Source organism: Pantoea rwandensis, assembly GCF_002095475.1.
In the GTDB taxonomy this organism is placed as follows: domain Bacteria; phylum Pseudomonadota; class Gammaproteobacteria; order Enterobacterales; family Enterobacteriaceae; genus Pantoea; species Pantoea rwandensis.
On record NZ_MLFR01000017.1, the window covers coordinates 96,201 to 115,778 of the forward strand.

Annotated in this window: 18 protein-coding genes; 6 read left to right on the forward strand and 12 right to left on the reverse strand. The window is 51.6% G+C overall.

The window, feature by feature from the left end; all coding sequences use genetic code 11:
* Window positions 1-115: 115 nt before the first annotated feature.
* The 5 genes from fabY to typA all read right to left on the reverse strand — a co-directional run bounded on the left by fabY (window position 116) and on the right by typA (window position 5,031).
* Entirely contained in the window at window positions 116-1,063 is a 948-nt protein-coding gene (gene fabY / locus HA51_RS16445; protein WP_084935691.1) for a fatty acid biosynthesis protein FabY, read from the reverse strand.
* Window positions 1,064-1,122: 59 nt separating this feature from the next.
* A complete protein-coding gene (gene dtd / locus HA51_RS16450; protein ID WP_084935692.1) occupies window positions 1,123-1,560 on the reverse strand; it encodes a D-aminoacyl-tRNA deacylase in 438 nt (145 codons plus the stop codon).
* Window positions 1,557-2,429: a virulence factor BrkB family protein gene (locus tag HA51_RS16455; RefSeq protein ID WP_084935693.1), complete on the reverse strand. Its 873-nt coding sequence runs from the start codon at window positions 2,427-2,429 to the stop codon at window positions 1,557-1,559. Before HA51_RS16455 ends, dtd begins: the two co-directional genes overlap by 4 nt.
* Entirely contained in the window at window positions 2,430-3,026 is a 597-nt protein-coding gene (yihX, locus tag HA51_RS16460; protein ID WP_084935694.1) for a glucose-1-phosphatase, read from the reverse strand.
* A 184-nt stretch (window positions 3,027-3,210) separates the two neighbouring features.
* Window positions 3,211-5,031 carry a ribosome-dependent GTPase TypA gene (typA, locus tag HA51_RS16465; protein ID WP_084935695.1) on the reverse strand — a complete coding sequence of 607 codons (1,821 nt, stop codon included), beginning with the start codon at window positions 5,029-5,031 and terminating at the stop codon, window positions 3,211-3,213.
* Between the two features lie 439 nt (window positions 5,032-5,470).
* On the opposite strand from typA, the gene glnA reads away from it, so the two are divergent.
* The 3 genes from glnA (at window position 5,471) to glnG (ending at window position 9,608) form a co-directional block, all read left to right on the forward strand.
* Entirely contained in the window at window positions 5,471-6,880 is a 1,410-nt protein-coding gene (gene glnA, locus HA51_RS16470; RefSeq protein ID WP_084935696.1) for a glutamate--ammonia ligase, read from the forward strand.
* 261 nt (window positions 6,881-7,141) lie between these two features.
* Complete coding sequence (glnL, locus tag HA51_RS16475) at window positions 7,142-8,191, forward strand: nitrogen regulation protein NR(II) (protein ID WP_034823903.1); 1,050 nt, start codon at window positions 7,142-7,144, stop codon at window positions 8,189-8,191.
* A 7-nt stretch (window positions 8,192-8,198) separates the two neighbouring features.
* Window positions 8,199-9,608: a nitrogen regulation protein NR(I) gene (gene glnG, locus HA51_RS16480; RefSeq protein ID WP_084935697.1), complete on the forward strand. Its 1,410-nt coding sequence runs from the start codon at window positions 8,199-8,201 to the stop codon at window positions 9,606-9,608.
* A 30-nt stretch (window positions 9,609-9,638) separates the two neighbouring features.
* Here the strand turns inward: glnG and hemN are convergent, their stop codons facing one another.
* Entirely contained in the window at window positions 9,639-11,012 is a 1,374-nt protein-coding gene (hemN, locus tag HA51_RS16485) for an oxygen-independent coproporphyrinogen III oxidase (RefSeq protein ID WP_084935698.1), read from the reverse strand.
* 237 nt (window positions 11,013-11,249) lie between these two features.
* Entirely contained in the window at window positions 11,250-11,771 is a 522-nt protein-coding gene (yihI, locus tag HA51_RS16490; protein WP_084935699.1) for a Der GTPase-activating protein YihI, read from the reverse strand.
* Between the two features lie 555 nt (window positions 11,772-12,326).
* Here yihI and yihA point away from each other — a divergent pair.
* On the forward strand, window positions 12,327-12,968 hold the full coding sequence (gene yihA, locus HA51_RS16500; protein WP_084935701.1) for a ribosome biogenesis GTP-binding protein YihA/YsxC: 642 nt from the start codon (window positions 12,327-12,329) through the stop codon (window positions 12,966-12,968).
* A gap of 86 nt (window positions 12,969-13,054) precedes the next feature.
* On the opposite strand, the gene spfP is transcribed toward yihA, so the two are convergent.
* From spfP to HA51_RS16520, 5 genes are all read right to left on the reverse strand, one after another.
* On the reverse strand, window positions 13,055-13,102 hold the full coding sequence (gene spfP / locus HA51_RS27845) for a small protein SpfP (RefSeq protein WP_071892919.1): 48 nt from the start codon (window positions 13,100-13,102) through the stop codon (window positions 13,055-13,057).
* A gap of 275 nt (window positions 13,103-13,377) precedes the next feature.
* On the reverse strand, window positions 13,378-16,167 hold the full coding sequence (polA, locus tag HA51_RS16505) for a DNA polymerase I (RefSeq protein WP_084935702.1): 2,790 nt from the start codon (window positions 16,165-16,167) through the stop codon (window positions 13,378-13,380).
* A 368-nt stretch (window positions 16,168-16,535) separates the two neighbouring features.
* On the reverse strand, window positions 16,536-17,165 hold the full coding sequence (gene dsbA / locus HA51_RS16510) for a thiol:disulfide interchange protein DsbA (protein ID WP_084935703.1): 630 nt from the start codon (window positions 17,163-17,165) through the stop codon (window positions 16,536-16,538).
* A gap of 26 nt (window positions 17,166-17,191) precedes the next feature.
* Window positions 17,192-18,178 carry a serine/threonine protein kinase gene (locus tag HA51_RS16515; RefSeq protein WP_084935704.1) on the reverse strand — a complete coding sequence of 329 codons (987 nt, stop codon included), beginning with the start codon at window positions 18,176-18,178 and terminating at the stop codon, window positions 17,192-17,194.
* Window positions 18,179-18,224: 46 nt separating this feature from the next.
* Complete coding sequence (locus tag HA51_RS16520; RefSeq protein WP_084935705.1) at window positions 18,225-18,500, reverse strand: YihD family protein; 276 nt, start codon at window positions 18,498-18,500, stop codon at window positions 18,225-18,227.
* Window positions 18,501-18,571: 71 nt separating this feature from the next.
* On the opposite strand from HA51_RS16520, the gene mobA reads away from it, so the two are divergent.
* Together mobA and mobB are read left to right on the forward strand one after the other, a co-directional pair.
* Complete coding sequence (gene mobA / locus HA51_RS16525) at window positions 18,572-19,144, forward strand: molybdenum cofactor guanylyltransferase MobA (RefSeq protein ID WP_211282957.1); 573 nt, start codon at window positions 18,572-18,574, stop codon at window positions 19,142-19,144.
* Window positions 19,144-19,578: molybdopterin-guanine dinucleotide biosynthesis protein MobB (gene mobB, locus HA51_RS16530; protein ID WP_084935707.1), on the forward strand; the 435-nt coding region annotated here is incomplete at its 3' end. The genes mobA and mobB, both read left to right, overlap by 1 nt.

Genomic DNA, 19,578 nt, shown 5'->3' on the forward strand with positions numbered 1-19,578 from the left:
TCATCGCGCGCACCTGAAGCAAAAGAGAAGCTTGCAGATGCGCAATAAATGAAGCGAACCCCGAAAGTTGGACACCATTCCAACGAGTAGGGGGAACTGCAATGAGCAGGATGAGTTAATTAATATGCGCGCCGGAACCCCCCTCTTCGAGCGCTCCGTCTGCGTCAGCGGGCAACACGATATACACCCCCTCAAAGACCGCTCCTAGCTCATCGTTGCCGAACAGCTCCACTTCCATCTGTACACGCGCTTTACGACCCCGCGCCAGGCGATCGAGATCGCCACTTAAGGAACCGAGATCGGCAATAGCACCAGGGCGTCCACTGATGGGCTTGCTGTAGCGAATATGCGCATCCGCCAGAATAATTGTACCGCCGAGGTGACGCTCGCGGAGCAGTAGCCAAATCAGCCCCCAGCCCGTGAGTGTCGCCAGCGAAAACAGGCTACCGGCGAACAGCGTATGATGTGGATTTTGGTTGCCGGTTTCCGGCATCGTCGTGACAAACTTTTGCCCAGTATACTGAAGAATACGCACACCCATCTTTTCGCTCAGCGGGATATGCTCGTACCAGGCCTGCTGCAGTTGCCCACACCAATCGGCGCGATGCAGGATGTCATCTAGTGTCACCACAGGTTTAATCATCAGGAAGTGGCGCACTGGCGTGGTTTGTGGCGCGGTGATTTCACCCTGATTGACGAAGCCCAGCTTGGCAAAGAACTCAACAGCATCTTCGCGTGCACTGCAGGTGACGCGCTTCGCCCCTTCCTGACGCGCGACAGATTCTAGCGTCATCGCCACCAACGTGCCTAAGCCTTTGCCTTGCACTGAGGGATGAACGGCCAGAAAGCGGATCGCCGCTTCATTTTCTGCATTGATATAGAGACGGCCAATAGCGACGGGATTGCCTTGCTCATCAACCACCATCTGATGATGCGCCAGTGCATCCCAGGCATCACGTTCAGAACCCTGCGGCTGACGTAGCGGTTTACGTAACATTTCCCAACGGAACTGGTAATACATATCCAGCTCTTCTGCTGTTTGCGGCACACGAAGATGATACATAAAGTGATTCTCTCGTTCGGAGCTTGCGTGGCTGATCCCTGTCCGCTCGGCTAAAAACCTCACACCTGCAACCAGAAGGTTACTGGGCCGTCATTAACCAGCGAGACCTGCATATTGGCAGCAAAGCGACCGTTTGCCGTGTTCACACCCTGTGCCCGGCAGCGATCGCTGAAATAGTGATAAAGACGTTCGGCTTCAGCCGGCTCGGCACCGCCAGAAAAAGAAGGGCGCATACCTTTTTGTGTGTCCGCGGCCAGCGTGAATTGTGACACTGCCAGCACGCTGCCGCCCGCCTGCTGCACGTTCAAATTCATTTTGTCGTTCTCATCACCGAAGATGCGATAGCCCAGCACGCGCTCCGATAAGCGCTGCGCCTTCTGCTCGTCATCGCCCTTCTCAACTCCTAATAACACCAGCAAACCCGCACCAATTTCACCCACCGTCACGTCATCGACGCTGACACTGGCGCGACTGACGCGCTGAATCAAAGCAATCATGCATCCTCTCGTTCTTTTTCGCGTTCCTGCTGTTTTAGCTGGCGATAGTCGTCCAATGTGACGGTAATTTCCGCCCCTAACAACACAATACACCAGGTCCAGTAAACCCACAGAAACAGTATTGGGATTACTGCCAGTACGCCGTAAATTAACTGATACGAAGGGAACATCGTAACATAGAGCGCAAACCCTTTTTTGCCCAGCTCGAACAGTAAACCCGCGACAATCGCGCCAACCAACGCATCACGCGTGGGCACACGTCGTGTCGGCACAATGCTGTATAAAAGCCAAAAAGCGAGGATAGCCAGCAGTAGAGGGAAAACACGCAATGCCTGATCGATTAAGCTGGTCACGCCGGTCACATTAATCCAGCGCAGGGATAGCAAGTAAGAGCTGATTGCCAAACTCGCGCCGGCCAGCAACGGGCCTAACGTCAGGATCATCCAGTAAACAGCAAAGGAGTAGACCATTGGGCGCGGCTTATCACTACGCCAGATGGCATTGAGTGCACTGTCCACTGAATGCATCAGCAGAAGCGCGGTGACAATCAATCCCACAATGCCAACCGCCGTCATCTTATTGACGTTGGCGACAAACTGATCGAGATAACGTTGAATAACGTCACCCGCTGCCGGCATAAAGTTGCTGAAGATGAAGTGCTTAAGTTGGACGCTGATTTCAGAAAACATCGGAAAAGCGGCGAAAAGGGCAAAGACCACGGCAATTAGCGGCACCAGCGCCAACAATGAGACATAGGCCAGATTCCCGGCCTGCGTCGTCATGTTGTCTTCATCTACGCGTCGCCACAGTAGCTTTACCCACAGAAAAAACGCGTGCGCGGAATGGCGCAGATGGTTACGCGTTACCACTCAGAGACGGCTCGCAAACCAATCTGGCACGGTTTTATCACTTTCCACCAGCACACTCTCTATGCCGAGCGCGCGCGCAGCATCAATATTTGCCCGGTTATCATCAAAGAACACTGCCTGAGTGGCCGTGTAACCCTCCTGCTCCAACACGGATTGATAGATACGCGCCTCAGGTTTGCGCATCCCCATATCCTGCGACATGTAGACGCGGTCAGCGGCCTGCTGAACTTCCGGATATTGTGTTGGCCAGAACTCGAAATGCAGCTGGTTGGTATTTGACAGGATCACCACGCGCTCGCCGTTGGCACGCAGTTTGTGCATGATGGCCAGCGTTTCTGGACGCACACCAACAAACACCGCCTGCCAGCCCGCAGTAAACTGCGGATAGCTCAATGCAATATCCAGTTGGTCACAAATACGTGCCGCAAACTCAGGATCGCTGATTTCACCTCGCTCGTGTTTCTCGAACGCTTCATCCATATGGAAGCGGCTCTGCAACGTCGCCAAGGGCACACGTCCCAGGTCACTCCAGACGCCGAGCACACGATTAAAATCGATATCAACAATCACATTGCCTAAATCAAAAATGTACAGCATGACGCCTCTCCTTTATGTTCCCTGGATCATTCACTTTAGCGGTAAAAGAGAGTGCTGAACAGGTACGATGAGGAGGAAATAAGCGATCTGGAAGCGGGGCCAAGGTTCGCGAAGTGAGCATTGCAGCGGGTTACAGGCACAAAAAAGCCCCGCAGTGCGGGGCTTAAATATCAGACTGTTTCGCTTAGTCTTTGCTGCCGCGAGAAGAACGTTTACGGTCGTTCTCGGTCAGGTGACGTTTACGAATACGTACTGACAGCGGAGTCACTTCTACCAGTTCGTCATCATCGATGAACTCGATAGCCTGCTCCAGCGTCATTTTCTGTGGTGGAACCAGAGTCGTCGCTTCATCAGTACCTGACGCACGCATGTTGGTCAGTTTCTTACCGGTCAGGCAGTTAACCGTCAGGTCGTTAGAACGGCTGTGAATACCGATGATCTGGCCTTCATACACTTCCGCACCGTGACCGAGGAATAGCTTACCGCGATCCTGCAGGCTGAACAGCGCAAACGCAACGGCTTTACCCTGACCGTTTGAGATCAGTACGCCGTTCTGACGCTGGCCCACTTCGCCCTGACGAACGTCGTCATAGTGGCTGAAGGTGGAGTACAGCAGACCGGTACCTGAAGTCATGGTCATGAATTCGTTACGGAAGCCAATCAGACCACGGCTTGGGATCATGTAGTCGAGACGTACACGGCCTTTGCCATCTGGATCCATGTTTTTCAGGTCGCCTTTACGCTCACCCATCGCTTGCATCACAGAACCCTGATGGGTTTCTTCGATGTCGAGGGTAACGTTTTCGAATGGCTCTTGCTTACGGCCTTCGAATTCGCGGAAGATTACTTTCGGACGGGATACCGCCAGCTCGAAACCTTCACGACGCATGTTTTCGATCAGAACTGACAAGTGCAGCTCACCACGACCGGAAACGCGGAAGGCGTCAGAATCTTCAGTCTCTTCAACGCGCAGAGCAACGTTGTGAACCAGTTCTTTGTTCAGACGCTCCAGGATCTGGCGCGAGGTCACAAACTTACCTTCTTTACCGCAGAAAGGTGAGGTGTTGACGTTGAAGAACATGGTTACGGTTGGCTCATCAACGCTCAGGGCTGGCAGCGCTTCCACTTTCTGCGTATCGCAGATGGTGTCAGAGATGTTCAGCTCGCCCAGACCGGTGATTGCAATGATGTCGCCTGCTTCCGCCAAGGTGCTTTCGATACGCTCCAGACCGAGGTGGCCCAGTACTTTACCGACTTTACCGTTACGGGTTTTGCCTTCGCTATCAATGATAGTGACCTGCTGGTTCGGCTTCACAGTACCGCGTTTGATGCGGCCGATGCCGATCACGCCCAGGTAGTTGTTGTAGTCCAGCTGCGAGATTTGCATCTGCAGTGGTGCTTCAACTTCAACCTGAGGTGGAGAAACGTGGTCGACGATCGCCTGATACAGCGGGGTCATGTCGTCAGCCATGTCGGTGTGTTCCAGACCCGCGATACCATTCAACGCAGAAGCGAAGATGATCGGGAAGTCCAGCTGCTCGTCAGTCGCATCCAGATTTACGAACAGGTCGAATACCTGATCAACAACCCAATCAGGACGCGCGCCCGGACGGTCAACTTTGTTGATAACTACAATCGGCTTCAAACCATGAGCAAACGCTTTCTTGGTTACGAAGCGGGTTTGCGGCATAGGGCCATCCATCGCATCTACAACCAGCAGCACCGAATCCACCATGGACATGACACGTTCCACTTCACCACCGAAGTCGGCGTGTCCTGGGGTATCAACGATGTTGATACGGTAGTCGTTCCATTTGATGGCGGTGTTTTTTGCGAGGATGGTAATCCCACGCTCTTTCTCCAAATCGTTGGAGTCCATTACGCGCTCAGTCGCTTCGGTACGAGCATCAAAAGTACCGGACTGTTGCAGCAGCTTGTCAACCAGGGTGGTCTTACCATGGTCAACGTGCGCGATGATGGCGATGTTACGCAAATTTTCGATCACAGCTTTGCCTCAGGCATTATAGAAATAACGCGGTATTGTACACGGATTAAGCGAAAGACTGAACATGATCACAGTATTCCCTTAAAGTTTCTCATAGTGCTGTTTTTTAGCACCAATAACGGTGCATTAATCTGCACTGCGATGGTGTTTTGCACCTTTTTGGGGCGATATTTGAACCATGAGGCACCAAATTAGTGCACCTCATCCATACTGGTGCAGTGACCGACTCACGAAAGAGCGCGTCACAGCGCCATTTTTACCATTGTAATAAAGTTGGCACAGAATTCGCTTTATATCTTTCAAGCGAAAACGACAGTTACACAACGGTTGAAAGAGCTTGCCGAGATCTTGGTTAGGGATGGTCAGTAAGCGTGACGCATTCCAGGCAACGAAGTTCTCTCACCATGACGATTATGACCATTTCCAGGAGAGTTTAAGTATGTCCGCTGAACACGTCCTCTCGATGATGAACGAGCACGAAGTTAAGTTTGTTGACCTGCGTTTTACCGATACCAAAGGTAAAGAACAGCACGTTACTATCCCTGCTCACCAGGTTAACGCTGACTTCTTCGAAGAAGGCAAAATGTTCGATGGCTCATCCATCGGTGGCTGGAAAGGCATTAACGAATCAGACATGGTGCTGATGCCGGATTCATCTACAGCTGTTATGGATCCATTCTTCGAAGATTCTACGCTGATCATCCGTTGCGATATCCTCGAGCCAGGCACACTGCAGGGCTACGATCGTGACCCACGCTCCATTGCTAAGCGTGCAGAAGAGTTCCTGCAGGCATCCGGCATCGCGGACACCGTGCTGTTTGGCCCAGAGCCAGAGTTCTTCCTGTTCGACGACATCCGTTTCGGTTCTTCTACTTCAGGTTCACACGTTGCTATCGATGATATCGAAGCGTGCTGGAACACCGGTAAACAATACGAAGGCGGTAACAAAGGTCACCGTCCAGCGCTGAAAGGCGGTTACTTCCCAGTTCCACCAGTCGACTCAGCTCAGGACATCCGTTCTGCTATGTGTCTGACCATGGAGCAGATGGGTCTGGTTGTTGAAGCCCATCACCACGAAGTGGCAACTGCTGGTCAGAACGAAGTGGCAACCCGCTTCAACACCATGACCAAAAAAGCAGACGAAATTCAGATCTACAAATACGTGGTGCATAACGTTGCTCACGCGTACAACAAAACTGCGACCTTCATGCCTAAGCCAATGTTCGGCGATAACGGTTCTGGTATGCACTGCCACATGTCCCTGTCAAAAGGCGGCGTGAACCTGTTCGCAGGTGATAAATACGGCGGTCTGTCTGAAGCTGCGCTGTTCTACATCGGTGGTGTTATCAAGCACGCTAAAGCGATCAATGCCCTGGCGAACCCAACCACCAACTCTTACAAGCGTCTGGTCCCAGGCTACGAAGCACCGGTCATGCTGGCTTACTCAGCACGTAACCGTTCAGCTTCTATCCGTATCCCAGTAGTTGCCAGCCCGAAAGCACGTCGTATTGAAGCGCGCTTCCCGGATCCAGCGGCTAACCCGTACCTGGCATTCACCGCGCTGCTGATGGCTGGTCTTGATGGCATCATCAACAAGATCCACCCTGGCGATGCGATGGACAAAAACCTGTATGACCTGCCTCCGGAAGAAGAAGCTGAGATTCCAAAAGTTGCAGGCTCTCTGGAAGAAGCACTGAACGCACTGAACGAAGACCGCGAGTTCCTGACCCGTGGCGGCGTGTTCACTGATGACGCTATCGACGCGTACATCGAACTGCTTAAGCCAGACGTTGACCGCGTGCGCATGACTCCGCACCCTGTTGAGTTCGAAATGTACTACAGCGTTTAATTAGCACTAAATATTCGCGAATTTTGTATCGCAGCAAGGCGGCAATCGAGTGAATCCCGAGGAGCTGAAATAACTCAGTGACTCGGGTGAACGAAAGCAGCCAACGCATCTGGGGTGCAAAAGTCGCCGAAGATTTTATATTGCCGTGGAAACTTTGGCCCATCTTCGGATGGGCTTTTTTCTCCGCGCAAACACCGTTTGAACGACAGATTTCCGCCTATAAAGGCTATAATGCACTAACTTGGTGCAGAGGAACGCTGTATGGCAACTGGCACGCTGCCCGATGCGGGGCAGATTCTCAACTCTCTAATCAACAGTATTTTGCTGGTCGATAACGATCTGGTTATCCATTATGCCAATCCGGCTGCACAGCAATTACTGGCGCAAAGCTCACGAAAATTATTCGGCACGCCATTACCGGAATTAACGGGTTATTTTTCGCTGAATATTGAGGTCATGAGCGAGAGTCTTGGAGCCGGCCAGGGCTTTACCGACAGCGAAGTGACTTTAGTCGTTGATGGTCGTGCACATATTATGTCGTTGACGGCGCAACGTCTGCCCGATGGCCTTATTTTGCTGGAAATGGCGCCGATGGATAACCAGCGTCGCCTGAGCCAGGAACAACTGCAACATGCACAGCAGGTCGCCGCCCGAGATTTAGTACGCGGACTGGCACATGAAATTAAAAACCCGCTTGGGGGATTACGTGGCGCGGCACAGTTACTGACCCGAGCCCTGCCCGACCCGTCGCTGCATGAATACACCCGAATCATCATTGAACAGGCTGACCGCCTGCGCAATCTGGTTGATCGCCTACTCGGACCACAACAGCCGGGTATGCATGTCACACAAAGCATTCATCAGGTGGCCGAGCGTGTCGTCAATCTGGTCTCGATGGAATTACCGGATAATGTCTCGCTGGTGCGTGATTACGACCCAAGCCTGCCGGAGTTGCCACACGATCCTGACCAGATTGAACAGGTGCTGCTCAACGTAGTACGCAATGCGCTGCAGGCGCTGGGAGACGAAGGCGGCACTATCGTGATCCGCACACGCACTGCCTTTCAGCTCACGCTGCACGGTACGCGCTATCGCCTGGTCGCTCGCATTGATATTGAAGATGACGGCCCGGGCATTCCAGCCCAGTTACAAGACACGCTGTTCTATCCGATGGTCAGCGGACGCGAAGGTGGTACCGGTTTAGGTCTTTCTATCGCCCGCAGTCTGATCGATCAGCATTCGGGAAAAATAGAATTTAACAGTTGGCCAGGACACACCGAATTCTCGGTTTACCTGCCTATTCGCCAGTGAGGTTTCTATGCAACGAGGGATAGTCTGGATCGTCGATGACGATAGCTCCATCCGCTGGGTGCTTGAACGTGCGCTCACTGGAGCCGGTTTGAGCTGCGCAACATTTGACAGTGCGAATGAGGTGCTGGATGCACTCTCAAGCAAGACCCCAGATGTATTGTTATCAGATATTCGCATGCCGGGCATGGATGGACTGGCGCTGCTGAAACAGATTAAACAGCGTCATCCGATGCTGCCGGTGATAATCATGACCGCGCACTCGGATTTAGATGCCGCGGTGAGTGCCTATCAGCAAGGTGCGTTTGATTATCTGCCAAAGCCGTTTGATATTGACGAAGCGGTGGCACTGGTCGATCGCGCGATCAGCCACTACCAGGAACAGCAGCAACCGCGCAATCAGCCGGTCAGCGGCCCCACCACCGACATCATTGGTGAAGCGCCAGCGATGCAGGATGTGTTCCGTATCATTGGCCGTTTGTCACGTTCATCGATTAGCGTGTTGATTAACGGTGAATCCGGCACGGGTAAAGAGCTGGTGGCGCACGCGCTGCACCGCCACAGTCCGCGCGCCAAATCACCCTTTATCGCGTTGAATATGGCGGCGATCCCGAAAGACCTGATCGAGTCTGAACTGTTCGGGCACGAAAAAGGTGCCTTTACCGGGGCAAATCAGATTCGTCAGGGTCGCTTTGAGCAAGCTGATGGCGGCACGCTGTTCCTCGACGAGATTGGTGATATGCCACTCGACGTGCAAACCCGCTTATTGCGTGTGTTGGCCGATGGTCAATTTTATCGTGTGGGCGGTTATGCACCGGTGAAAGTGGATGTGCGAATCATCGCTGCAACTCACCAAAACCTTGAGCTACGCGTACAGGAAGGTAAATTCCGTGAGGATTTATTCCACCGCCTGAACGTGATTCGTGTGCATCTGCCGCCGTTGCGCGAACGTCGTGAAGACATTCCACGTTTGGCACGCTACTTCCTGCAAGTGGCAGCGCGTGAACTGGGTGTTGAAGCGAAGATTTTGCATCCGGAAGCCGAAACCGCGCTAACGCGCCTGCATTGGTCCGGTAACGTGCGCCAGTTGGAAAACACCTGCCGCTGGCTAACGGTGATGGCTGCGGGCCAGGAAGTATTGATACAAGATCTGCCGCCGGAGCTGTTTGAAACCAGCACCACTGACAATCCCGTTCAATCGCTGCCGGATAGCTGGGCCACGCTGCTGGCGCAATGGGCGGACCGCGCGCTGCGTTCCGGTCATCAAAACCTGCTTTCTGAAGCTCAGCCCGAAATGGAGCGCACGCTACTGACGACCGCACTGCGCCATACTCAGGGGCACAAGCAAGAAGCAGCACGTTTGCTCGGCTGGGGCCGCAATACCCTGACGCGTAAATTGAAAGAGCTTGGTATGGAATAAGTGAATAATGGGGAGCGAATGCTCCCCTTCTTATATCACTCGGGAGAACTGCTGCTGCCGGACCTTCTGGCGCAGATAGCGATCGAAGCACATACAGATATTGCGGATCAGCAAGCGCCCGACACCCGTCACCTGCAAACTTCGGCCTCGCTGCTCAAGCAAACCATCTGAGATCAGCGGCGCTAAGAGCGCCAAATCCTCTGAAAAATAGGCCTCAAAGTTCACTGGCCATCGGGCCTCGATAGCCGAAAAATCCAGTGAGAAATGACAAATTAGCGCCTTAATCACATCGCGACGCAGGCAGTCATCCTCACTTAACGTGAGGCCACGCCATAACGCATTACCGCGCTGCTCAACATCACCGTAATACGCCTTCAAGTCTTTCTGATTCTGCGCATAGCTATCACCCAACATGCTAATGGCTGATACACCAAAACCGAGCAGATCGCTCTCTCCCTGCGTGGTGTAGCCCTGGAAGTTACGATGCAGTACGCCCTCACGCTGCGCCACTGCTAACTCATCCTGTGGCTTGGCGAAGTGATCCATGCCAATGAACTGGTAGCCTGCGCCAGTTAACGTTGCGATGGTTTGTTGCAGGATGAGCAGTTTCTGTGCCGCATTCGGCAACTCGTCATCTTTGATCTTACGTTGTGCCGCGAACAGCGTGGGCATGTGCGCGTAGTTGAATACGCTAAGGCGATCGGGATTCAGTGCAATCACCCTCTGTAAGGTGAAGGCAAAGCTTTCTGGCGTTTGCAAGGGCAGGCCGTAGATCAGATCAAGGCTTATGGAGCGGAACCCTTGGGCACGTGCCCGCTGCATCAGTGCGAAGATGGTATCTTCGTCCTGCACGCGATTGACGCGTTCCTGTACGGCTTTGTTAAAGTCCTGCACGCCCATGCTGAGACGATTAAAACCTTCAGCGCGAAGATGATCGATCATCTCCAGCTCAATTTCACGAGGATCAACCTCGATCGACATTTCAACATCGTCAGTGATCGCAAAATGGCTGCGTAACAGCGCCACCAGCCGACTGATCTGAATGGGATTCAGAAATGTTGGCGTACCCCCGCCCCAATGCAGCTGCGTCACGCGGCGACCCGCAAATTGGGACGCCCGCTGGCGGATCTCCTGCTCCAGCACATCAAGATAGCGATCGGCTTTGTGGAGCTGGCGCGTCACAATCTTATTGCAGCCGCAGAAGTAGCACAGGCGATGGCAGAAGGGAATGTGCACATAGAGCGACAGGGAACGTTCAGGATAGCGTTCAACCGCAGTGCGAAAATCGGCCTCGCCAAAGTTCTCATCGAACTCCAGCGCGGTAGGATACGAGGTGTAACGCGGGCCCGCATAATTGTATTTTTCAACGAGCGGCTGATCCCATTCAATCTGCTGCGATGACATGCTCACTCCTTAGGGTGACGTCGTCTGAGAGAGGGTCGCGTAGCAGAAGAGTGGATGAAGCGATGTGCCGTACGCCGGCGTAAACGCGACTTCAGACGCGACAGGCGACGTAGTTTAAACAATAACCACAGGAGATAACATGTCAGTAGCAGCGCTAAAATTGATCCAGGCCAAAGCATAGGCAAATACCTGTTTAGCGCGGCATGCGCAAAAGCACATGCCGATCAAAATAGACGTTTAGTTGCCTTTCAGCAGACGCATCATATCTTCTTCAGCCTGCTCATCTTCAGCTTCGTCATCCAGCGCGATACCAAGGGTTTCCATCAGCTCGTCGATGCGATCCAGCGTTTGATCCAGCCAGGCTTGATCTTCACCGCTCAACGTCTCGCCGTTTTCCAGGCGATCCAGCAGCGTATCAAGACGCTCGTCATTTTCCAGCTGAGCCAGCTCTTCCTGAGGGCTTAAGCGAACTTTTTCCGCTTTCGGCTTAGCTTTGGCCGCTGGTTTCTTCTCAGGCTGGGTTTTGCCATCGGCTACCAGCGCAATCGGCTTTTTGCTGCCTACTCGTGGGTCCTGGCTTTTTTTACCTTGTCCTTTCTGCGCGGCTTGCGCTTCTGGGTTCGCGCGGCTGCCCGCTTTGTGGCCGCTGTGCTTTTGATCGCGTTTACGATCGCGTGCTTCCAAGTTCAGGTCTTCACGCGATTTGCGTTTGGCTTTAGCAGCAGGTTTGCCACGCTGGGCTGGTGCAGGTTGCTTCATGGTGTCCGGTCTCAGTGATGCTAAATGAATTCAGTATAGAATTGCGGCGAAATCTAGCAGAAAGCGGGCAAAGAAAAAAGGCGACAGCCTATGCTATCGCCTTATTTCGCACCTTCTTATGAAGGAATTACGTTATAAATCCTTTACGGCTCACAACGTCCCGGTTGCTCCTTCGCCCAATCGCTCCTGCGATGTCTCCTTATCCCTTTCCGACTCTTGCCTGAATCGTATCCTGCCATGCTCTTGGTCATCCTCGACGCTCCTGAGCGCATCATCCTGATGGGTGCCGCCGTGCACTGACACCAAATGTAGACCAACCAGTAAAATGAACAAGTGGGACTTGCCTCTAATGTAGAATGGTATTTTTCAATTTTTGATTAATTTATTGAAATTTAATAATAAAAGACAAAATGAACATTGTATTAAACGGTAATGGCTGGCAGTAGAAATCGTCGATCTCTTACAAAATAGCGCGTTAAGACGCCATCGGGCACTTTTGCGCCATAACAGGTATAATCAGCTCAATTGACCGAATCACTCTGCTGGAGTTCTACTTTGTCTGCTTTAAATTATCACATGACCCATTTCGTGCTCAGCGCCCCAGATATTCGCCATTTACCGGCGGATGTGGGCATTGAAGTCGCCTTTGCCGGGCGCTCTAACGCAGGCAAATCCAGCGCGTTGAATACCATCACCAACCAGAAAAGCCTTGCACGTACCAGTAAAACGCCAGGCCGTACTCAGCTCATCAACCTGTTTCAAGTCGTCGAAGGGAAAACCCTGGTCGATTTACCAGGCTATGGTTACGCCGAAGTTCCTGAAGAGATGAAGCGCAAATGGCAGCGTGCACTGTCTGAATATTTGCAGAAGCGTCAGGCATTGAAAGGCCTGGTGGTACTGATGGATATCCGCCATCCACTGAAAGATCTCGATCAAAACATGATTGAGTGGGCAGTTCAGAGCGGTATTCCGGTTTTAGTGCTGTTAACGAAAGCAGATAAGTTGGCTTCGGGTGCACGTAAAGCGCAGCTCAAACTGGTGCGTGAAGCGGCTCTGGGTTTTGTGGGCGATGTGCAGGTAGAGATGTTCTCGTCACTTAAGAAGATTGGTGTTGATATCGTTCGCCAGAAACTCGACAGCTGGTTCAGTGAGCTGGAACCGGCGCAGGAAGGTGAGGAAGAAACGCCATCTTCGTGATGTCAAAAGCGGGTTTTCACCCCGCTTTTTCAGAAAAAGCCCAATAAAAAACGCCCCAGTCATAAATGACTGGGGCGGCTAAATATTCAGCCAAATCCGATTACGTGAAGTAAAAGGTCTGAAAGATAGAACATCTTACCTCTGTACCCTACGCGATGAACTTTACCTGATTTTTCCTGACCGACAAAGGGTTTTTTGTTGTTAAGTTTCAGGAAACGACATCTTTTTTACCAAGTACGTCACACTTTGACTTATGGCATGTAGTTTAATTACTAAAAAAATGCTTAGGCTATAGAGAGTTACAAAACGCGTATTTAACCAGCGGCTTTAACAGGTTGCTGAACCGATTAAGTAAACTTTTTTCTTATGACGATATCGGCGACATTAATAAGCCGCCGATAGGGCCTTATCAATGTGCCTGATCCCAGTTATCACCCATACCAACTTCAACCTGCAGCGGTACATCTAACTCCATACTGCTTTCCATCAATTGGCGGATCTTGGCACTGGCGCTCTCGACTGCATCATTGTGAATCTCAAACACCAATTCATCGTGTACCTGCATGATCATCTTCACCGCATCGTCTTGCTGTTGCAGTAACCAGCCATCTACCGCGATCATGGCACGTTTGATAATGTCTGCCGCAGTGCCTTGCATTGGGGCATTGATCGCCGCGCGCTCAGCCGCTTTACGACGAATGGCATTGCTGGAATTGATGTCTGGCAACCACAAACGACGGCCATCCAGTGTCTCGACGTAACCCTTCTCAGCAGCCTGTGCACGAGTCTCTTCCATATAACGCAACACACCCGGATAGCGTTCAAAGTAGAGATCCATATACTTTTTCGCTTCTCCCGCACCGATATTCAACTGGCGCGACAAACCAAACGCACTCATCCCGTAAATCAAGCCGAAGTTAATGGCCTTGGCGCTGCGGCGCTGCTCGCTTGAAACGTTGCTCAGCGCGACACCAAAGACTTCAGACGCCGTCGCGCGGTGAATATCTTCACCCTGAGCAAAGGCGTCTAACAAACCTTTGTCCTGCGACAGGTGCGCCATGATACGCAATTCAATTTGCGAGTAGTCAGCAGCAACAATGCGCTTATCCGCACCCGCAATAAACGCCTGACGAATACGGCGCCCTTCATCATTACGTACCGGAATATTTTGCAAGTTCGGATCGGTGGACGAAAGGCGCCCGGTTGCCGTCACGGCCTGATGATAAGATGTGTGCACACGGCCCGTGATCGGATTGATCATCAATGGCAGTTTATCGGTATACGTCGATTTCAGCTTCGACAGACCGCGATGCTCCAGAATGACTTTTGGCAGTGGATAGTCGAGTGCCAGCTCAGCCAGCACTTCTTCACTGGTAGACGGTGCACCGCCTGGCGTTTTTTTAGTGGGCTTAATCCCCTGCTTTTCAAACAGAATGGTTTGTAGCTGTTTAGTAGACGAGAGGTTAAAGGGTTCACCCGCTAACTCGTGTGCTTTCAGCTCAAGCTCAGCCAGGCGAGTCGTGAGCTCCTGTGAGTGCTTCGCCAGGATATTTTTATCTATCAACACGCCATTGCGCTCAACGCGTGAAATGACTGTGACCAGTGGAATCTCAATGTCAGTGAAGACCTGCTTCGGACCCGCTTCTTGTTCCAGTTTTGGCCACATTTGCAGATGTAGCTGCAGCGTGACATCAGCATCTTCTGCGGCGTAGTGAGCGGCCTGCTCAATAGCAATCTGGTTGAAGGTCAGCTGATTTTTACCTTTACCCGCGATCTCTTCGAAAGTGACCGTTTTATGGTTGAGCCAGCGCGCTGCGAGGCTATCCATATCATGCTTACCGCCGACGCTATTTAGGCAGTATGATTCCAACATGGTGTCGAATTTTATGCCGTTCAACTCAATATCGTAGTTCTTCAGCACGCCACGGTCGTATTTGAGGTTTTGCCCGACTTTTGCCGCTTTGGCATCTTCCAGTAGCGGTTTGAGCTGTTTTAATACCTCATTGCGATCTAACTGGTCTGGCGCATCAAGATAGTCATGCCCCACTGGAAGATAAGCTGCCTCACCCGGTGCGGTGGCAAAGGAAAGACCAATAATTTGCGCACTCCACGAATCCAGAGAATCCGTTTCGAGATCGAAGGCAAACAGCTCGGCTTTTTTTAGCTTCTGCAGCCATTCGCTAAAGGTTGCCTCGTCAAGAATGGTGACGTAACCGTCTGATGACAGCACGCTGGCTGTTTCAACAGCCTCAACCGCAGGTTCAGTAGCCAACGATTTCTGTGCCTGCGCGTTGCTCTTTTTGCCTTGCAGCCAAGTACCGTCCTGTAAATCGCTGATCCAACGTTTAAATTCATAGCGGCCGAAGAGATTTTGCAGTTTTTCAACGTCCGGCTCGTTGACGGTGAGTTGCTCACAACCCAGTTCCAGTTCAACGTCAGTTTTAATGGTCGCAAGTTGATAGGACAGGAATGCCACGTCGCGATTTTGCTCCAGCTTCGCTGCCATGGTTTTCGCGCCACGGAACGAGAGGTCAGCGACTTTTTCCAAGTTATCGTAGATCGACTGCATGCCGCCCAAGCCCTGCAACAGGGCCTGCGCGGTTTTCTCTCCCACGCCTGGTACGCCAGGGATGTTATCCGAGCTATCGCCCATCATGGCGAGGAAATCAATAATCAGTGAAGGAGGCACGCCATACTTCTGCTCAACCTCTTCTGGGCCTAGGACCGTATTGGTCATGGTGTTGATCAGCGTAATACCTGGCGTGACCAACTGTGCCATGTCTTTATCACCGGTGCTGATCAGGACCGCTCGACCCTGTTTCTCAGCTTCCAGCGCCAGCGTGCCAATAACGTCATCCGCTTCAACGCCGGTGACTGCTAATAATGGCAGCCCCATCGCTTTTACCATCTCATGCAAGGGTTCAATCTGCGCACGCAGATCATCAGGCATGGGTGGGCGATGGGACTTGTAATGCTCGAATAACTCGTCCCTGAAGGTTTTTCCTTTTGCATCGAAGACCACAGCCACATGGCTTGGCTGATACTGCATCAACAAGCTCTTCAGCATGTTGAGCACACCATACATGGCGCCTGTTGGCTCGCCAGCACTGTTCGTCAGCGGCGGAAAGGCATGATACGCCCGGTAGAGATAGGAGGATCCGTCTACCAGAATCAGGGGATTTTCTGCAATTTGCGCCATAGGTTCGTATTTTCTTCGTTGCGATAATCAGGGGTATAAGGATGCCACATCCGGAGAAGAATGTTGAATCCGTACGGGGAAGTGAGGATCTTTTTCGCTGTTACGCGGCGCGGATCGCAGGGATCAGATTGTGGATAAGTTTGTGCGTAAAAATCATAACGTATTGTTATTTACGTTAATTGCAATCATTTTACTGATAAAAACATCAATTATTCAATGGGATATGAACTTACCGTGATACATCACTGCTTTTTGAAAAGGGGATCGTCCATGTGGATATTAAGCAGAGGCTGTACAGGAATATCATTTACACGACAAGATAAATGCAATAAAAAACGCCGACATTGTCGGCGTTTAATTGAGCTGAATTATTTCTTCTCAACCAGGAATTTCACTACGTTGGCATAATCGGCAACGAAATTGTCCATGGAGCTGGTATCCAGACCACCATTGTTCACCATATATTTGCCGTTAACGAAGATCGCTGGCACGCCTTGCAGATTCAGATCTGAAGCCGCTTTCTGCTGCTGTGCGACCAGGGCTTTCACCGCGAAGCTATTCCATGCCGCATCATAATCTTCGGAAGAGATGCCCGCAGCCTGGATGAAGGCCGCTTTCAGGCTTGCAGCATCAGTGATGGTTTGGGTTTTCTGGATGCCATCGAAAATCGTTGTAGTCACTTTGCTTTCAACACCGAGCGCAATAGCCACGGCCCATGCCTGAGTCACTACCGGACCGAAGTCACCACCGAGGAAGTCAACGTGGTACTTAGTCACTTTGGTATCCGCTGGCAGGTTCTTTTTCACTGCATCGCTCACGTGATAAACACGTTCGAACTGGTAGCAGTGCGGACAGAAGAAGGAGAAAAACTCCAGCACCTGTGGCTCACCGGCAACGGGCTTAGGCAACGTGACGTATTGTTTGCCGTCATCAAATTGTGCCGCTGAAGCGCCAAATGCCAGCATTAATCCTACCAGCGCAAACATAATCTTTTTCATCGTGAAAAAATCTCCTGAGTACATCATTAAAATTGCGGGCTAAGCTGCAACGGAGGTTGGTGTAACAGCTTCTCCTGCTCGATAAATAGTGCAATTTGTCGACGCCAGAAATCCTCATCGGTCATCCACGGGAACGCGCGTGGAAAAGCGGGATCCTGCCAACGGCGTACCACCCAAGCCAAATAATAAACCATGCGCATAGCGCGTAAAGGCTCAATCAGTGACAATTCATTTAAATCGAAGTCACTGAATTCATTGTAGGCTTCTAACAGAATGTCCCATTGGATCAGTTGTTCCTGACGATCGCCATTCACCAGCATCCACAAATCCTGTACCGCCGGACCGTTACGCGCATCATCAAGATCGACAAACATGGGGCCATCTCGCCACAGAATATTGCCCGGATGACAGTCACCGTGCAGCCTGAGCGGCTGCCATCGACTATGCCAGCATTGCTGTAATGTGCCACTGAGCTTATCGACAGCATTCAATAATGCGTCTTTTAACGCACCGGGTACGAGTGTGCTTTGCTCCAGTTCCCGGCGAGGTTGAAACACATACTCCTCCAGACCGAACGTGGGGCGATCTTGAAACAAACTCTGACGACCCGTTTGATGGATGCGTCCCAGAAAACGGCCAACCCACTCCATCTGCTCTTCATTATCGGTTTCATATTGCCGCCCACCCAGGCTCGGGAAAACGGCAAACATAAATCCGGCATGATGATTTAACGTGCTGCCTTGCAGTTCAATTGGCGCAGCTACTGGGACCTCATCAGTCAGCAAGTCATGAGTAAACTGATGTTCTTCAATAATTTGCTGCGCACTCCAACGCTGTGGTCGATAAAACTTGGCCACATAACGACGCTTATCATCATCGCTGAACTGATAGACACGGTTTTCGTAGCTATTGAGGGCGGTTAAGCCAGATTCGACACGCAGACCCGCATCCCAAAGTGCATCCAGGATGACATCAGGGTCCAGCGTCTGGAAAGTAAAGGCGGCTTCGCTCATCATTTTGCCTGTGTGTTACCGTTGCAAGGAATGCGCAAGGATAACACTACTCATCATCCTTAATCACACCGCGTGCACGTAATAGCGCGGTTTTGAAGTCCACTTCATAATCCTTTTTCAGTCCGGGAATTTCAGCATGGCCATCGGCATCACGCATCTTGAGATGGTAAATCAATACATCATCTGTTAATTCACTTAATGGGCCACTGAAACCGGATTCCTGCGCCAGTTTTTGTAAAAATGCCAGCAGGTTAAGATCGGACTCCTTTTGCCATGCTGGTTGCAGGAGTTCGAGGAGTTCATTAAGTCGGTGATATTTCATCATGGATTCCTTTATGCAGGTGGTACGCTGCGCTGATGCAAGTATCGTCCAGAATGAATAAGGAGACGAAAGTGACAGCATTTACCGGCGTGATCCTCGCAGGTGGGCAAGGCAGTCGTATGGGAGGCCAGGATAAAGGGTTGCTGGAACTGCATGGCAAACCGCTTTATCAGCACGTTCTGCAGCGATTGGTGCCGCAGGTCAATATTGTGTTGATAAGCGCGAACCGTAACATTGATCGTTATCAGGCTAGCGGTTGTCAGGTTGTGACGGATTCTATGCCTGATTATCCAGGTCCCTTGGCTGGCATGCTGAGCGGTTTGCAACACAGTAGCACTGAGTGGGTTGCGTTTTGTGCCTGTGATACGCCGTGGTTACCTGAAGATTTTGTCGCGCGATTATGGCAGCAGCGTGGCGATGCGCCCGCCGTGTGGGTGCGTTCGACGCAGCGAGATCATCCTGCATTGGCGTTAGTTCATCGCACATTGGCCGAGGATCTGGAAGTCTGGCTGCTACGTGGCGAACGACGTTTAATGCAGTTTCTACGTGAACACGGTGGGCATGCGGTGATGTTCGCAGATCCTGAGTCTACGTTTCGCAATATTAATACCCCAGCCGATTTAGTTGATGAGGAGATGCAGTGATGGTTGTGCCATTGCTGGCGATCGTCGCGTGGAGCGGTACCGGTAAAACCACCTTGCTGCAGCAGGTGATTCCTCTGCTTAAGGCGCGTGGGATCCGCACGGGATTAATCAAACATACTCATCATCAAATGGATATCGATACGCCGGGAAAAGACAGCTATTTGCTGCGAAAAGCAGGTGCAGATCAGGTGATTGTGGCTAGTAACCAACGTTGGGCATTGATGTGCGAAACCCCGGACCAGCCGTTAGATTTAACCGAGTTGGCCGCGCGTATGGACAGCTCAGAGCTGGATTTGGTGTTGGTTGAAGGATTTAAAGATGAGCCTGTACCTAAAATTGCGCTGTGGCGGCGTGGTGTCAGAGGTGAAGTGGCTGATTTACTGGACGAATACGTCATTGCCCTGGTCAGCGATGAGAAATTAACGATCGACCGT

Excerpts from the sequence above, each read along its gene's own strand:
- fabY (WP_084935691.1), bottom strand. The coding sequence starts at position 1,063 with ATGTATCATCTTCGTGTGCCGCAAACAGCAGAAGAGCTGGATATGTAT.
- dtd (WP_084935692.1), bottom strand. The coding sequence starts at position 1,560 with ATGATTGCTTTGATTCAGCGCGTCAGTCGCGCCAGTGTCAGCGTCGAT.
- yihX (WP_084935694.1), bottom strand. The coding sequence starts at position 3,026 with ATGCTGTACATTTTTGATTTAGGCAATGTGATTGTTGATATCGATTTT.
- glnA (WP_084935696.1), top strand. The coding sequence starts at position 5,471 with ATGTCCGCTGAACACGTCCTCTCGATGATGAACGAGCACGAAGTTAAG.
- glnL (WP_034823903.1), top strand. The coding sequence starts at position 7,142 with ATGGCAACTGGCACGCTGCCCGATGCGGGGCAGATTCTCAACTCTCTA.
- glnG (WP_084935697.1), top strand. The coding sequence starts at position 8,199 with ATGCAACGAGGGATAGTCTGGATCGTCGATGACGATAGCTCCATCCGC.
- hemN (WP_084935698.1), bottom strand. The coding sequence starts at position 11,012 with ATGTCATCGCAGCAGATTGAATGGGATCAGCCGCTCGTTGAAAAATAC.
- yihI (WP_084935699.1), bottom strand. The coding sequence starts at position 11,771 with ATGAAGCAACCTGCACCAGCCCAGCGTGGCAAACCTGCTGCTAAAGCC.
- polA (WP_084935702.1), bottom strand. The coding sequence starts at position 16,167 with ATGGCGCAAATTGCAGAAAATCCCCTGATTCTGGTAGACGGATCCTCC.
- dsbA (WP_084935703.1), bottom strand. The coding sequence starts at position 17,165 with ATGAAAAAGATTATGTTTGCGCTGGTAGGATTAATGCTGGCATTTGGC.
- HA51_RS16515 (WP_084935704.1), bottom strand. The coding sequence starts at position 18,178 with ATGAGCGAAGCCGCCTTTACTTTCCAGACGCTGGACCCTGATGTCATC.
- HA51_RS16520 (WP_084935705.1), bottom strand. The coding sequence starts at position 18,500 with ATGAAATATCACCGACTTAATGAACTCCTCGAACTCCTGCAACCAGCA.